Annotated in this window: 9 protein-coding genes; 7 read left to right on the forward strand and 2 right to left on the reverse strand. The window is 48.4% G+C overall.

The genetic code is table 11. The features are described from left to right. Nucleotides 1-34: 34 nt before the first annotated feature. Complete coding sequence (nirD, locus tag ACFS25_RS00980; protein WP_381496534.1) at nt 35-388, reverse strand: nitrite reductase small subunit NirD; 354 nt, start codon at nt 386-388, stop codon at nt 35-37. Nucleotides 389-559: 171 nt separating this feature from the next. Next, nucleotides 560-3,085 carry a nitrite reductase large subunit NirB gene (gene nirB / locus ACFS25_RS00985; protein WP_381496535.1) on the reverse strand — a complete coding sequence of 842 codons (2,526 nt, stop codon included), beginning with the start codon at nt 3,083-3,085 and terminating at the stop codon, nt 560-562. A gap of 280 nt (nt 3,086-3,365) precedes the next feature. Here nirB and cobA point away from each other — a divergent pair, with 280 nt between their 5' ends. The 7 genes from cobA to ACFS25_RS01020 all read left to right on the forward strand — a co-directional run bounded on the left by cobA (nt 3,366) and on the right by ACFS25_RS01020 (nt 15,945). Next, on the forward strand, nt 3,366-4,124 hold the full coding sequence (cobA, locus tag ACFS25_RS00990) for a uroporphyrinogen-III C-methyltransferase (RefSeq protein ID WP_381496536.1): 759 nt from the start codon (nt 3,366-3,368) through the stop codon (nt 4,122-4,124). Nucleotides 4,125-4,396: 272 nt separating this feature from the next. After that, entirely contained in the window at nt 4,397-5,920 is a 1,524-nt protein-coding gene (locus ACFS25_RS00995) for an alginate export family protein (RefSeq protein ID WP_381497400.1), read from the forward strand. Between the two features lie 74 nt (nt 5,921-5,994). Continuing rightward, complete coding sequence (locus ACFS25_RS01000; protein ID WP_381496537.1) at nt 5,995-7,296, forward strand: NarK family nitrate/nitrite MFS transporter; 1,302 nt, start codon at nt 5,995-5,997, stop codon at nt 7,294-7,296. Between the two features lie 91 nt (nt 7,297-7,387). Continuing rightward, nucleotides 7,388-11,041 carry a molybdopterin-dependent oxidoreductase gene (locus ACFS25_RS01005; protein WP_381496538.1) on the forward strand — a complete coding sequence of 1,218 codons (3,654 nt, stop codon included), beginning with the start codon at nt 7,388-7,390 and terminating at the stop codon, nt 11,039-11,041. A 31-nt stretch (nt 11,042-11,072) separates the two neighbouring features. Further along, nucleotides 11,073-12,533, forward strand: coding sequence for a rubredoxin (locus ACFS25_RS01010; RefSeq protein WP_381496539.1), 1,461 nt, complete (start codon nt 11,073-11,075; stop codon nt 12,531-12,533). A gap of 72 nt (nt 12,534-12,605) precedes the next feature. After that, complete coding sequence (locus ACFS25_RS01015) at nt 12,606-13,001, forward strand: hypothetical protein (protein WP_381496540.1); 396 nt, start codon at nt 12,606-12,608, stop codon at nt 12,999-13,001. A 73-nt stretch (nt 13,002-13,074) separates the two neighbouring features. Then, a complete protein-coding gene (locus ACFS25_RS01020) occupies nt 13,075-15,945 on the forward strand; it encodes a M16 family metallopeptidase (RefSeq protein ID WP_381496541.1) in 2,871 nt (956 codons plus the stop codon). The last annotated feature ends 135 nt before the right edge of the window (nt 15,946-16,080 follow it).

Here is a 16,080-nt window from a genome sequence, read left to right on the forward strand (position 1 = left end):
TAAAAACCGACGCAATAAAACCCAAACTGAAGAATTACAAACCGATGTAAACCAGCCCGGCGTCTACTTTAATTGGATAGGTATTAATTTGATAGGCGTCGTCATTCAAACATTGCCCGGTTTTGAGCGAAAATGTTCGTTTGTGGAATGGGCAAGCCACTTTGGGCTCGTCTCCCTGACTGCCGATCATACCCCGGCCAAGTGCCATCTGCTGTCGGTGCGGACATTCATTGTCGGTCGCATACCATTCGCCCCGGCGCGCAAAGTTGAAAATGGCAATCTGCCGTCCGTCAATCAGGGCACAAGCCCCGCCATCTTCCGGAATATCATCGACCCGACCCGCTATGTGCCAGGTAAGTTCGTCTTTATTTATCGCAATAAATTCCATTGGTTTGACTGCGTTTATTTGGGTGAGGCTAGATATCAGTGATATTAGTTTCTTAAAACTGCCATCACTGATATCTAGCTGAAAGTGCTATACGCGGTTTTAGGAAGCCGCTCAATGTTGAATGTAAGAACCCGATACCACATCTAAGAACTGCTCGCACGTATCACAAAGCTATATCTGGCTCCATTCCTTTGCGCGAATCTGGTCGCGCATCGGCTCAAATTGCACCGTGGGATCGTTCACTTCGGGAGCATTCACAAAGTGGGTAAACCGCTTGCGGAGTTCGGGGTTCTCAACCACTTCTTTCCATTCACAGGCGTATGTATCGACAATGAGCTGCATTTCGCGTTCCAGCTCTGCGCCAATTCCCAATACATCATCTATCACAACAGCTTTGAGATAGGTCATGCCGCCTTCCATTTTATTCAGCCAGGTGGCCGTGCGGGTCAGTGGATCGGCGGTTTTTACATAGAACATCAGGAACCGGTCGAGTAACTTAATGCAGGTTTCTTTGTCAATATCGGAGGCAAGCAGTTGGGCATGCTGGGGTTTGGTGCCACCATTGCCGCATACATAAACGTTCCAGCCTTTTTCGGTGGCGATGATGCCGAAATCTTTACTCTGGGCTTCGGCGCATTCGCGTGTACAACCCGATACACCCGATTTGAGCTTATGAGGTGATCGTAATCCTTTGTAGCGGTTTTCCAGTTCAATAGCGAACGTAACGGAATCCTGCACACCATATCGGCACCAAGTTGTGCCGACACAGCTTTTTACCGTCCGCAGCGATTTCCCGTAGGCATGACCACTCTCGAAACCAGCAACGATTAATTCTTCCCAAATTTTTGGTAAGTCGCCAACGTGTGCCCCAAACAAGTCGATTCGCTGACCACCGGTGATTTTGGTGTAGAGACCGTACTTCTGCGCGACCTGACCCAGCACAATCAGTTTTGAGGGTGAGATTTCGCCACCAGCTACGCGCGGCATCACCGAATATGTCCCGCCCCGCTGAATATTAGCCAGAAACCGGTCGTTCGAGTCCTGAATGGGCGCGCGATCTTTGGCCAGAATATTCTCGTTCCAGAGACCGGCCAGGATAGAGGCCACGGCTGGTTTACATACTTCGCAGCCATCACTGTGACCCAACTGATTCAGTACGTCGGTATAGGTTTTCAGACTATTGATTTTGACCAGATCCAGTAACTCCTGGCGTGTATAGTCAAAGTGTTCGCAGATGATGTTGCGAACGTACACCCCTTTTTCCTTCATCACGCCCTCAATCAGGTCTTTTACCATCGGTGTACACCCTCCGCAACCAGTGCAGGCTTTTGTTGCTTTCTTCAATGCATCGACCGTGTTATGCCCATTTTCACCAATCTCATGGCAAAGCATAGCTTTAGTGATGGCTTCGCAGGAGCAAATCAGCGCATCATCGGGCAGGCTCATTATCCCGGCACCCGCTTCTTCGCCACCGCGCGAACCCAAAATTACGTCTTCGGGATCGGGAGGCAGGATAGTTTTGTTTTTGCAAGTCTGCAAGAGCATATTATACTGCTCTGCATCGCCTACCAAAATGCCGCCTAACAGTTCTTTACCATCGGCTGATACATTAATACGTTTATAAACACCTTTCGCCCTATTTTCATAAACGATGGTTCGGCAGGCGGGCTCGACGGCAAATGGGTCACCGAAGCTGGCTACATCCGTACCAATCAGCTTCAGTTTTGTCGACATATCAAAGGGCTTGAACTCTTTGATTTCTCCCATGAGTTGCAATGCCACAACTTCAGCCATTTCGTAGCCGGGTGCAACCAGCCCGTAAATCATGTGGTGAGCTACCGCACATTCGCCAATGGCGAAAATGGCGGGGTCAGATGTTTGCAAGTAATTATCGACAATAATTCCCCCGCGTGGATGCGTGTCCAGACCAGATGATTTTGCCAGTTCATCACGCGGACGAATGCCGGCTGAAATGACCAACATGTCAATGGCTAAGTGTGACCCATCGGCAAATTGCATACCAGTAATGCAATCGAATCCCGTAATCTCCTGCGTACTTTTCGACAGATGGATATTCAGTCCCAGCGATTCCAGTTGCCTTTGCAGAATACCAGAACCCGCGTCGTCAATCTGACGGGGCATCAGGCGGGGCGCAAACTCCACCACATGCGTTTCTTCCAGACCCAGATCGAGCAACGCTTTAGCCGCTTCCAGACCCAGCAAACCGCCACCCAATACCGCTCCTATACGTGCCTTACGTGCGTAAGCTTGAATGAGATCGAGGTCTTCGATGGTGCGATAAACGAACACGCCGTCTTTTTCGACGCCCGCAACCGGCGGGACAAAAGCGCCGGAACCAGTGGCTAGAATCAGGTAGTCATAAGGTACTACAACGCCATGGTGCGAACGGACTTGTTTCCGCTCCCGGTCAATATCTATTACCGGATCGGTAAGGTAGAGCGTGATGCCATTGTCAGCATACCACTGTTCGGATGCTAACGTCAGATCTTCGGCAGTTTTGCCATCGAAGTAAGCACTTAAATGAACTCGATCGTAGGCTACACGTGGCTCTTCTCCAAAAACTGTCAGTGTAAATCGTTGCTCATTTTTTTCTTTGGCTATTAATTTCTCGCAAAACTTGTAGCCCACCATACCATTGCCAATGACAACGACACGTTTGTTTGTGTTTGCATTCATAGTTAATTGTAACTATAAAATTGTGAAAACCCTGTTTTATTATTGTACTTATCTAAGAAATATGTCTTATTACTCCCAAAGAAGACAAGTCAAAAGTAAGAGGTGTTTTCCTGAAAACCTAATCTATTCTTTCGTTATTAGTTCATTATGAAAGCTAATTTTCTGAAAAATGCTTGTTTTTAAGAATTTCATCTCTACTTTTGACATACAAATATGAAATAGTAGTAATTAGCTACTAATAGTACAATACCACTATCTAATCGTTTAACGGAAGAGTCAGATGAAGCCAAAGCTAACACTCGTGGGGGCGGGTCCCGGCGACGGAGAATTGATCACTTTAAAAGGGATCAGGGCGCTTCGGCAAGCCGACGTTGTTTTATACGACGATCTTGCCAACCATACGTTACTGGAGTTTGCTCCCGAGCAGGCGCTGAAAATCTATGTCGGTAAACGATCTGGAAAAGCATCGTTTACCCAAGATGAAATAAATGAATTAATTGTCAGGTTAGCGCAGGAGCACGGCCATGTGGTGCGGCTTAAAGGGGGAGACCCCTACGTATTTGGGCGTGGCTTTGAAGAGTACGATTATGCGCGGCACTACGGGATTCCCTGCGAGGTGGTACCGGGTGTGTCGAGCAGTATCGCGGTTCCCGCTTCGCAGGGCATTCCAGTAACAAGCCGGGGTGTAAGCGAGAGTTTCTGGGTAATTACCGGTACCACGCGAAACGGTGAGCTTTCTGACGATCTACGGCTGGCGGCTCAATCAAAAGCAACGGTTATTGTCTTGATGGGCATGGGTAAGCTGAATGAAATATGTACGCTATTTTGTCAGGCCGGACGCGGGCACTTGCCTATGGCAATTGTACAAAATGGTACGCGCGCTGATGAACAGTGCGTCATTGGTCAGGTCTGGAATATAGAGCAGTTGGCAGCAGAACAGGGCGTGGGGGCGCCTGCTGTACTGATTATTGGCGAGGTAGTTTCGCTACATCCGTCTTATTTGGCGGAATCTATGCGGAATTTTTCTATGGCCTACTAACAAAAAAAGCCGATCCGGTGTGGGGGCACCTTTGGATCGGCTAAACAGGGTTTGTCTATGCTTAACACAAACGATTCAAAGAAAATGAAAAAAATCACCTAAAGCAAACCTGCTTTCCTTTCTGCTTGGTGCCGTGTCTCATTCCGGCCACTCCATTTGTTGAGTGAAAATCAGCGTCTTCGTTCGCTAACTGTCTAACCTTAACCATGTATACATGGCCAGGAATGCCATTTGTCTATGCTATTCATTTTCTTCTTTTAATCTGTATCATGATGCAATATTACCTTCTGCGATTATCGCTTTTAGGCGCATTCCTCGTGGGTTTGCAGGTGCAAGTCAAGGCACAATTCTCCTTAATCGGACAGTTGCGTACCCGCACCGAACTCCGGCATGGCGTAGGCAATCTGCCCGTAAAAGACAGTCCAATGGCTGGATTTACATCGCAACGGGCCCGCCTGACTTTCGGCTATAAAATGGACCGAATCACGTTTCAGGCGTCCATTCAGGATGTGCGGGTTTGGGGCCAGGATGCTTCAACCATATCTAATGCTGACGGAAACAGGCTAATGGTACACGAAGCCTGGGCTGATATAGCTCTCTTAAATCGAGCTGACACAACGATGAAACCCGGTCCCATTGATTACTTATCCTTTAAAATTGGTCGCCAGGAGATGGTTTACGATGATTCTCGCCTGATCGGGAATCTGGACTGGCTACAACAGGGACGTCGGTTTGATGCGGCTTTGCTGAAAGCGCAACATAAAGGCTGGGCGTTGGATTTGGGCGTAGGCTTCAACCAAAATACGGATGCATTTGGGGTCGCCGGTACATATTATACGCCTGCTAACGTACCAATATCCGCCTTATCATCCCAAAACGTTACGTTGTCTATACCAGCGGGGTTTCTGCCAACAACGGGCAAAGGGGGCGCACCCGTCGTGACGAATGCCGTTAGTACAAACGGTCAAAATCAGCAGTTTAAGTCGTTTCAGATGATTTACCTGACACGTAAGTTTAAGCAGACGAAATTCTCGGCGTTAGTCTTTAAAGATGATTTCCAGAAATATAGACTCGACTCGATTGGTTCTGCCACGGCTGGTTACGTATATGGGAGACGTTATGATCAGTTAGGTACGAACTCGCGTGTGACGTACGGAGCTATGCTAACGGGTTTGGTTGGTAAAACGCTGCCCATTGCCTGGCAAGCGTTTGGCTATTTGCAAAGCGGAAAAGACCGCGATGGCCTACAAATCAAGAATGCCTATCACTACGGTGCGAATCTGATGGTTCAACATGGGCCACTTAGTGCCGGACCGGGCTACGAAGTATTATCTGGAAATAACGACGCAACGATCAAAGCGGGGAAAACCAATCGCTTCGACCCCTTGTACGGCACTCCACATAAATTCCGGGGCATGATGGACTACTTCTACGCGGGTACAGGTTCGCCATCGGGTGGGTTGCAGGACGCTTACTTGAAGTTTAAATACACCGGTAAACGTTTGACAACCAGTTTCGATATTCACTATTTCGCCCTAGCCAATACCACCTTCAACAAATTGCCTGAGGCTGCACCCGCTACGCCATTATCCTCAAAATTAGGTATGGAGTATGACCTGATTGCGAACTACTCCCTTAACAGATTCACGACGGTAGAAGCAGGGTACGCCATTATGAGCGGCACTAATACGCTGGAGTATGCGAAGCAGGGTACCATGAACCAAAAAGATAAGATTGGAACGTGGGCATATTTGATGATCAATATCCGGCCTGACTTTTTCGCGGTGAAAAAATGAATTTAACCGGGTTAAAACTCGACGCAAAAAGAAAAAAATAGAGTTCAATCAAGCTTTCTAAACTTGCTACAATCATGAATGTACTGATTAACAAACCGCTCGAAAAGCTCAACGTCCTCAATTTCAAAGGGATTCAGATGCGGACGTTCCACATCACCTGGTTAACCTTCTTTGTCTGTTTCTTTGGCTGGTTTGGTCTGGCCCCGCTGATGCCCGCTATTCGGGCAGATTTGGGGTTGACAAAACCACAAGTTGGCAACACGATTATTGCGGCTGTGTCGGCTACTATTTTTGCCCGGCTACTGGTCGGGAAGCTATGTGATACCTGGGGACCGCGCAAAACCTATACGGCGTTATTAATATTGGGTTCGTTGCCCGTTATGTTTGTTGGTCTGGCACATGATTACACAACGTTTTTGTTGTTCCGGCTGGCGATTGGCGTCATTGGCGCATCGTTTGTGATTACGCAGTTTCACACGTCGATGATGTTTGCTCCGAAAATTAAAGGCACGGCCAATGCTGTTGCTGGTGGTTGGGGTAATCTCGGCGGTGGCATTACGCAATTGGCAATGCCGCTCATCATGGCAGCCATTGTTGGATTTGGTTATACCAAACCCGAAGCGTGGCGGCTGGCTATGATTTTTCCGGGCGTTCTGATGCTCATTATGGCGTTCATTTATTACCGCTTCACCAAAGACACACCGGCGGGTAACTACGACGAGATCGAACGGTTTGCGGTAACGGGCGAGAAAGTTAGTTTCTGGAAAGCCTGCGCCGACATCCGCGTTTGGGCTCTGGCCTTAGCGTATGGCTGCTGCTTCGGTATGGAAATTACCTTCGATGGTGTAGCTGCGTTGTACTTCTTCGATAATTTTAAAATGGAAGAAACACAAGCCGGTTTCTGGGCTATGTTGTTTGGGGGTATGAACATTTTTGCCCGTGCCCTCGGTGGTATTGTGGCCGATAAAGTGGGCAGCAAATACGGAATGCGCGGTAAAGGTGTTCTGCTGGCGAGTATGTTGGTCTTGGAAGGTATCGGTATTATGCTGTTTGCGCAGGCAGGCAACCTCCCTCTGGCTATTCTATCAATGGTAACGTTTGCGTTGTTCCTGAAAATGTCGAACGGCAGTACCTACGCCATTGTACCATTCGTCAATCCCAAAGCCGTAGGTGTCATTTCCGGTGTTGTTGGTGCGGGTGGCAACCTTGGCGGTATGCTGATGGCCTTTTTATTTAAATCACCATCCATCAGCTACGGGCAGGCATTTCTGTATATTGGCTGTATTGTGATCGCAGCTGGCTTGCTTTTGTTCCTGGTAAATTTCAATAAAGCGGTTGTCATTAACCCGTCAGAAGCGGAAATGCAAACGGCTTGATAGATTGGAAGGTGGGTTAAACGAGTTGGCACAGATAAAAATAATCTATACCCATTCAACCCGCCTTCCAATCATTTATCGAAGATAAATCATGACTCATCAAACTACCTGTTGCTATTGTGGTGTTGGCTGTGGAATTGTAGTCAAGCAGGAGAAAAATGGGCAATTGACCCTGGAAGGCGATACGCAGCACCCTTCGAGCAAGGGAATGCTTTGCTCGAAGGGAATGAATCTGCACTACACGGTCATGGATCAGTCGGATCGGCTGTTGTATCCACAGATGCGGCTCAACCGAAACATGCCCATGCAGCGGGTAACTTGGGATGCCGCTTTGGAGCGTACTGCCGCCGTTTTCAAAACATTTATTCAAAAATACGGGCCTGACTCGGTGGCTTTTTACGTATCGGGGCAGTGCCTGACCGAAGAATATTACCTGGTTAATAAACTCATTAAGGGGTTTATTGGCTCTAATAATATCGATACAAATTCCCGGCTGTGCATGAGTTCAGCCGTGGTTGGCTACAAGTTATCGCTTGGGGAAGACTCGGTTCCCGTGTGTTACGACGATATCGAAGAAGCCGATGTTTTTCTGGTGCAGGGAGCTAATCCAGCCTGGTGCCACCCAATTCTCTGGCGCCGGATTGAGGCACATAAAGCAGTCAACCCAACTGTCAAAATCATCTGTGTCGATCCCCGAAAGACCGACACCGCCAGCTCGTCGGATTTGCATCTACCTATCCGGCCCGGCACCGATATTGTGCTGAATAATGCCATCGGTCGGTTACTAATCGAAAACGGATTCATCGACCAGGAGTTTATCGCCAATCATGCCGATGGCTTTGAGGCTTACCGGGCGCAAGTTATGCAACGGTCCATAGACGAAGCCGCCGACCTGTGTGGTATCTCGTCCGACGGTATTCGCACGGCTGCTGAGTGGATTGGACGCTCGAAGGGGTTTTTATCTCTCTGGACGATGGGCCTCAATCAGTCAGTTATTGGGGTCAATAAAAATCTGGCGCTGATAAACTTACATCTGATTACAGGGCGTATCGGTAAACCTGGGAATGGTCCTTTTTCGCTGACCGGTCAGCCAAATGCGATGGGTGGCCGCGAAACGGGGGGCTTAGCTAACGTATTACCCGCCCACCGCGACGTGACAAATGCCGCCCACCGCGCCGAAGTCGAAGCTTTCTGGAACAGTCCGGTTAAGATTGCGGCTAAGTCTGGCTTAACTGCTACCGAGATGTTCGACGCGCTGGCCAATGATCGGCCGGGCGACGCTTCGCTGAAAGCCATTTGGATCATTAATACGAATCCTTTGGTGAGTATGCCCGATGTGAATGCCACTGAGAAAGCCTTGAAGAACGCTCGTTTTGTGGTTGTGCAGGACGTGTCGAACCGGGCCGACACGGTGCAGTTTGCCGATGTCGTGCTGCCTGCTGCTGCCTGGCTCGAAAAGGAAGGTACCATGACCAACGCCGAACGCCGGATTGCTCACCTACCCGAAGTACTTGACGCACCCGGCGAAGCATTGCCCGATGCCGAAATCATTTGGCGTTTTGCTCAGAAAATGGGGTTTGGCGATGAATTCAATTACGCCAATGCATCGGAGGTTTATCAGGAATATACCCGACTTACGGCAGGAACAAATGTTGATGTGACAGGCGTAACCTATGACTTGCTGAAGCAAAAACGAACGATTCAATGGCCGTATCCGGCAGGTGATTTGGGGCATGGTGCGCCGGGCGAAGAACGAAACACAGAGAATTTCTCCGAAGCGGGGACAAAACGACTTTTCACAGATAACCGATTCTACACACCCAACCAACGCGCTCAGATTCACGCAGTACCTGACGAAAATACGTCCGAACCGATTGACGACGACTTTCCGCTTGTATTAACCACTGGTCGTATTCGCGACCAGTGGCACACCATGACCAAGACCGGTCGGGTGGCTAAATTGAACCAGCACAGTCCGCAACCGTTTCTGCAACTTCACCCCGACGATGCCAAAGCGCGTGGTATTCAGGATGGTCAGTTAGTCGAGGTGCGCGGACGACGCGGTGATGTCCGGGTGAAAGTGCAACTCACCGATGATGTGCGTCCGGGTTTGTGTTTTTTGCCGATGCACTGGGGCAAGCGTCTGAACAGCAATTTGAATCGGGCCAACAACCTAACCAACTCGCTCGTTGACCCACGCTCCAAAGAACCGGATTTCAAGTTTTCGGCAGTTGAGGTATTGCCTTATCGGAAGCCGGTTGAGAAAATTATTATTATTGGTGCTGGCTCGGCGGGTTTAGGCTTTATCAATACGTATCGGGCACTTAAGTCGAGCCGCACCGGCGGACCGGCGACCCCGGTCGACGATGAAATTCATGTCTTTTCCAAAGAAATTTATCCGTTCTACAACCGGGTTTTGCTGCCCGATTACATCAGCGGGTCGCAGTCGTGGGAGCAACTCGTCAAGTTGCGTGAAGATCAGTTTGAGGAAGCCAATATTGTTGTTCACAAGGGCGTAGGCGTTGACCACATTGACCGAAAAGCTAAAATTATAACGGATAGTAACGGTGTAGAACATTCGTACGACAAGATTTTATTGGGTACTGGTAGTCGCGCGTTTATGCCCAAAGGAGTGCCGCGTTTGCCGGGCATTTTCAATATGCGTTCGCGGCTTGACGCCGATGCACTCATGCCTTTTCTCGACCAGGAAAATCCACACGCGGTCGTTGTCGGTGGCGGATTATTGGGCTTGGAACTGGCGGCTTCTTTGCGGCAGATTGGTGTCCGGGTTACGCTGATTCACCGGTCGGGGCGATTTATGGAACGCCAACTGGACCCACTCGCCAGCGAATTACTGTATTTAGACCTGTTAGATCGTGGGATTGAAATCTATTTCAATGAAGAAGTGCAGACATTTACCGGCACTGACCGGCTGGAAGGTGTTCAGCTGCAATCGGGTCGTAAACTTCAGTGTCAGGTTGTAGTAATGGCTATTGGCACAGTTCCCAACATCGAATTGGCTCGCGCATCCGGCCTTACTTGCAACCGGGGTATTGTTGTGAATGATTATCTGCAAACGTCTGACCCCGATATTTTTGCCGCCGGTGAAGTCGCTCAGTGGAATGGTCAAATGTGGGGTGTTACGTTAGCTGCCGAGCAACAAGCCGAAACAGCCGCTCGCTTCATAGCTGGGGATATTTCGCAACCCTATCGCGGAAGCTTGTCTATGAATATTCTGAAAATGGAAGGGCTGCACCTGTGTAGCATCGGCCTAACCGAAGTTCCGCGGTCGGGCGTTCCGGCCAATTCAGGTACGCCGGACCGCGGAACGCCCGACCGGGCCACCTACGAGGAAATTATCTTTATCGACAAGGCGAAACGCTACTACAAAAAATGCATCGTTCACGGCGATAAACTGGTTGGCGCCATTTTGATCGGTGATAAAAATGAGTTTCAGGAATTTCGGGGTCTGATTGCTGATGGTATTGAATTGTCTGAAAAACGGCTTCACCTCTTGCGGTCAAACAAAAAAGTTGACCCCGTAGAAGGCAAATTGGTCTGTTCCTGTAATACAGTTGGTAAAGGCAATCTGGAACGCGCAATTCAGGCTGGCTGCACTGATTTCCAGCAATTGTGTCAGAAAACCGGCGCTGGAACGGGCTGCGGTTCCTGCCGCCCGGAAGTACGAAGCATTCTGGAAAAGATGGCTTTAGTAAGTGCAAATGCTGTGATGTCAGGTTCTTAAATTTGACATCACAGCATAATTTCAAAAATTCATGCGCGATTATTACACTCTCAAAGTCAATATGCCTGCCGGGATTGTTTCGCCCGGTACGTTGCAAAACATATTGTCACTGGCCTACGAAGCAAAAGTTCGGCACGTGCGGTTTGGTGCCCGCCAGCAATTGCTGATGACCGTTCACTACGAAGACATGCGTTTTCTGGAAAAAGACCTGAAACAGCATCAGATTTCGTACGAAATAAACTCAGATCAGTACCCAAATATTATTAGTTCGTATTGTGGAGAAGACGTGTTTCGAACGGGGGCCTGGTTGCGTGAAAGCGAATATCATACTGTTCTGGACCAGCTTGATTATCAGCCCCGTTTGAAAATAAATATATCGGATTTCAATCAAAGCTTCACGCCCTTTTTTACGGGAAATCTCAATTTTATTGCCTCCCACGAACCACATTTTTGGTATCTCTACGTCCGTCTGAAACAGAGTAATGCCATTTTTCGGTGGCCGGAGTTGATCTACACGAATGATGTTGGCCGACTTGCCAAAGCCGTCGAAGAGGCAATGCTGGACCAGGGTTGCCAAGGGGAAGATGCATTGTATAAAACTGTTACGTCTGCACAAACCTTTATTATTCAACCCGCTACTCAGGAAGTTGAACTACCCGACTTTTCACTACCTTATTATGAAGGCTTCAATCGGTATGGCGAACGTTCGTGGTTAGGACTTTACCGCCGGGACGAACAGTTCTCGATTGCTTTTTTGTTGGATGTCTGTGCGCTCTGTTTGAAAACCCGCATCGGCGAATTGTGTATAACGCCCTGGAAGTCCCTTATTATTAAAGGTATTGAGGAAAAAGATCGGGTATTCTGGTCGTATGTGCTGGGCAAACACAACATCAATGTACGTCATGCCGCCAACGAGTTAGCCTGGCAAACCGAAGATCATACCGACGAAGGAACCAACCTAAAAAACTATGTTATCCGGTATTTTGAGAAAAATGACACACGCACATTTGGGTTATGTTTCGGTGTACAGACGCGGGCTAAATCAGAAGTGTTTGGCTCGATTTTGATACGAAAACGTCCGTTGGTCCGCATTGGACAGTTGGCCTTATTCAGTGTCTACGATTTGTATTTCACGGAAAATTTTAATCCCAACAGTCGAATACATAATCTGGTTGAGAGGGGGTTGTTGAAACTGCATTTACCTAATCAACTAAATCGGTTGTGCCGGAAATTTAACGCTCGTCGGTCACAGGAAGGCGTCGAAACGGTTCGAATGGAAACAGAAAAGCCAGAACCGATTTTGGCTGCTGTTCCCACCGTACATCAATGTCCACATTGCTTTACAGTATATGACGAACAGTATGGTGATTTACGGCGCGGTATCCCGGCGGGTACAGCATTCGGCCAGTTACCGATTGATTATTTATGTTCAACCTGCGATGCGCCTAAAGAGGAACTGGAAGAAGTGCAATTGGCGGGAATTCATGGTTAATCTGCTAGGAGCCAGTACGGATTAAGCACATTTTAACGCAGGAGATATTCTGGAAAATGGTATTATTAAGGTATGACACGTCATGCCAACGACCTCAAACAGCAAATTGAACGCATACTACGCTGGGAGCAGCCCGCCCACTGGCGATTCCGCGATTTTGAGCTTCTGAGTCAACTCGTGTTTACCCATACAAATCGGCGCGTAGATGCCCATGATTTGCAGGCGTTTTGGGAGTCATCGGCTATTCCTCCACCATTTTGTCTGGATACTCTTGCTTGCTTCATCGATTACGCTGGTTGGGCTGATTTCTGCACACGAAATTCTTATGGGGTCGTCGACGCAGACGACGAAATAGTGAAGCTTCACGCACCAATACGAGAAATCCCAACCCGATGGGTAGTTATTATCTGCTGGCTGTCCCTTATTGCGTCTATACTGGTTGGGGTACTGCTGGTTTGGAAACGGTAAACGATTCGACCTTCCAGAACGTTATTAGTCCGTATTTCATTTTCAAGAATCATAACCCAATTCAAGCGACCGAATGGTACGTTTTCCATTATGCCTGAGCTTGTTACTCAGTGCAACGCTGGTGCTGGCTCAATCCGCGCCTAAAGCCAAATCAGCACCCCAAAAATTAGCTACTTCTCGTTCTGTAAAAACACAGAATAAATCTCCTGACCTTAGTAGTCTCATTCCCCTCGACCCCGATGTGAAGGTTGGTAAACTGCCAAATGGTCTGACTTACTATATTCGCAAAAATGCCGAGCCAAAAAACCGAGCAGAGTTGCGATTAGTCATTCGGGCAGGATCGGTGTTGGAAACGGATAACCAGCAGGGGCTGGCGCACTTCATGGAGCACATGGAGTTCAACGGTACGAAGAATTTCCCTAAAAACGAACTAGTTAATTTTTTGCAATCGGCGGGCGTTCGCTTCGGGGCCGACCTGAATGCCTATACGGGTTTCGATGAAACGGTGTATCAATTACCCGTTCCGACAGATTCAGCCAACGTGTTCACTCAAGCGTTTCAGATTCTGGAAGACTGGGCGCATAATGCAACGATTGACCCGACCGAAGTTGATAAAGAACGCGGGGTGATTCTGGAAGAACGGCGGCTTGGCCGTGGCGCTGGTCAGCGAATGCGCGACAAGTATTTTCCGGCTCTATTGAATGATTCGCAATACGCTAAACGTCTGCCTATTGGGACAGAACAGGTGCTGACCACATTCAAGCCAGAAACCTTACGGCAGTTTTATAAAGACTGGTATCGCCCCGATCTGATGGCTGTGATTGCCGTCGGTGATTTTGATATGAAGCAGGTAGAAGGCATTATCCGCGAAAAATTCGGTCGTATTCCAGCTGTAAAATCCGAAAAACCCCGAACTGAATACGACATTCCAGCGCATAAAGACACGAAAGTAGTGATCGTGACCGACCCCGAGCAGCCAAACACGGTCGTTCAGGTGATTTACAAACGGCCTGAAATCAAAGAGAAGACATTAAACGACCTGCGCGAGAGTATCAAGCGAGGGCTGTTCAACACCATGATTGGCAACCGGATTCAGGAGCTTACGCAACGCGCTGACCCACCGTTTTTGGGTGGTTATAGTAATTACAGTGACTTTCTAGGGAATCTCGACGCGTTTACGTCCATCGCTGTAGCCAAAGAAGGCAATGTGGAAAAGGCGATTCGGGCGGTACTCGACGAGAATGCCCGTGTAAAACAATTTGGGTTTACTGCGACCGAACTGGCCCGTGCCAAGCAGGAGTTCATGACAAGTGTAGAACAGGCATATAGCGAACGTGACAAAACCCGTTCGGTCAATTTCGTGAATGAGTACGTTCAGAACTTCACGGATAAAGCGCCCTATACGAGTATTGATTTTTACTATAATTTCCTGAAGAAAGAGCAGGACGGAATCAAACTTGGCGAGGTGAATGCCTTGGTCGATCAATTTATTCATAACGATAACCGGGCTGTCATTGTCATGGCTCCCGAAAAAGACAAAGCAAAACTCCCGACCGTTGCGCAAATTCTGAATTACGTTGACGATGCTGGAAAAGGGTTAACGGCCTACGAAGACAAAACTCTGAACAGCCCACTGCTGGCCAAGCAGCCAACCGGTTCGCCCGTTGTGAATGAGAAGCAGATCAAGGACATTGATGTGACGGAATGGACGTTAAAGAATGGGGTTCACGTGGTGCTGAAACCAACGAACTTCAAAAATGACCAGATTCTGTTTTCTGCCAGTAGCTTAGGAGGAACATCGCTGTATGATTTAAAAGACTTTCAGTCGGCGCGGTTTTCATCTACACTGACTGCCATGGGTGGTACCGGCGAGTACAACCAGATTCAACTGGGCAAGTTTTTGTCAGGTAAGCAGGTGAGCGTGTTCCCGTTCGTGGGTGAACTGAGTGAGGGTATCAATGGGAGCGCAGCCCCGAAAGATTTGGAAACGGCTCTGCAACTTCTCTACAGCTATTTTACGCAACCCCGCAAAGATGCCGATGTTGTGAAGGGCTTCCTGTCAAACCAACGGAGTTCATTGCAAAACCAGATCAACACCCCAACACCGGCAAAAGTATTTCAGGATACGGTGACAGTGACGTTGGGTAACAACAGCCCTCGTCGGCAACCCCTCCGACCTGATGATCTGGATAAAATCGATCTCGACCGAGCCCTGAAAATCTATCAGGAACGCTTTGCTAATGCGGGAGATTTTACGTTCTACTTCGTCGGTAATTTCAAAGAAGATAAACTAAAACCGTTGGTTGAAAAATACCTCGGTGGCTTGCCATCGACGGATAAAGCAGAGAAATTCAATGACTTGGGCATCCGCGCGCCAAAAGGTCAGATCAGTAAGACGGTGTATAAGGGTGTTGACTCGAAAGCGTCTGTGCAATTAGTTTACAGTGGAGACCTGACATGGTCGCCAGAGAACGCAACGCAATTGGATGCGTTGGCTGAAGTGCTCGAAATCAAACTGATTGAGAAGCTACGAGAAGAGGAAAGTGGCGTTTATGGTGTGGGAGCCAATGCGGCTTACGCTAAATACCCCGTACCGCGCTATACCTTCCGCATCAATTTCGGCTGTGCTCCCGAAAACGTCGAAAAGCTCATTGCCAAGACGCAAGAGCTGATAAATGATCTGAAAGCTAAAGGAGCATTACCCACCGATATTGCCAAATTCAAAGCCGAAACTCAACGTGAAACCGAAGTTCAGTTGAAGGATAATCAGTTTTGGCTGGGTTATCTCCAGAATCAATATTACAATGGCGATGCACCAGACGAAGTATTGCACGAAAAAGAGCAGTTAAGTAAAGTTACCGTCGAAAGCACGAAATCTGCTGCTAATCAATACTTTGGCCCAAACTTGATTCGGCTGGTACTGATGCCGGAGAAGAAACAGTAAAGGGAGTTATTACGTGAGTGCCCGGTGGTCAACAGTCCTTAGTCAGTGGTATTCTACCAACTAATGACTGTTGACTTCTTTTTGTACATTTACATAAAACCTCATAAGTCATGGGGCCCTGCCGTATCAGACCTG

The organism is Spirosoma flavum, assembly GCF_042686045.1.
Lineage (GTDB): Bacteria > Bacteroidota > Bacteroidia > Cytophagales > Spirosomataceae > Spirosoma > Spirosoma flavum.

Bases quoted from the DNA above. Each gene is read 5' to 3' on its own strand.
- ACFS25_RS01000 (WP_381496537.1), top strand. From the start codon at position 5,995: ATGAATGTACTGATTAACAAACCGCTCGAAAAGCTCAACGTCCTCAAT.
- ACFS25_RS01015 (WP_381496540.1), top strand. From the start codon at position 12,606: ATGACACGTCATGCCAACGACCTCAAACAGCAAATTGAACGCATACTA.
- ACFS25_RS00995 (WP_381497400.1), top strand. From the start codon at position 4,397: ATGCAATATTACCTTCTGCGATTATCGCTTTTAGGCGCATTCCTCGTG.
- nirD (WP_381496534.1), bottom strand. From the start codon at position 388: ATGGAATTTATTGCGATAAATAAAGACGAACTTACCTGGCACATAGCG.
- ACFS25_RS01005 (WP_381496538.1), top strand. From the start codon at position 7,388: ATGACTCATCAAACTACCTGTTGCTATTGTGGTGTTGGCTGTGGAATT.
- cobA (WP_381496536.1), top strand. From the start codon at position 3,366: ATGAAGCCAAAGCTAACACTCGTGGGGGCGGGTCCCGGCGACGGAGAA.
- ACFS25_RS01010 (WP_381496539.1), top strand. From the start codon at position 11,073: ATGCGCGATTATTACACTCTCAAAGTCAATATGCCTGCCGGGATTGTT.
- nirB (WP_381496535.1), bottom strand. From the start codon at position 3,085: ATGAATGCAAACACAAACAAACGTGTCGTTGTCATTGGCAATGGTATG.
- ACFS25_RS01020 (WP_381496541.1), top strand. From the start codon at position 13,075: ATGGTACGTTTTCCATTATGCCTGAGCTTGTTACTCAGTGCAACGCTG.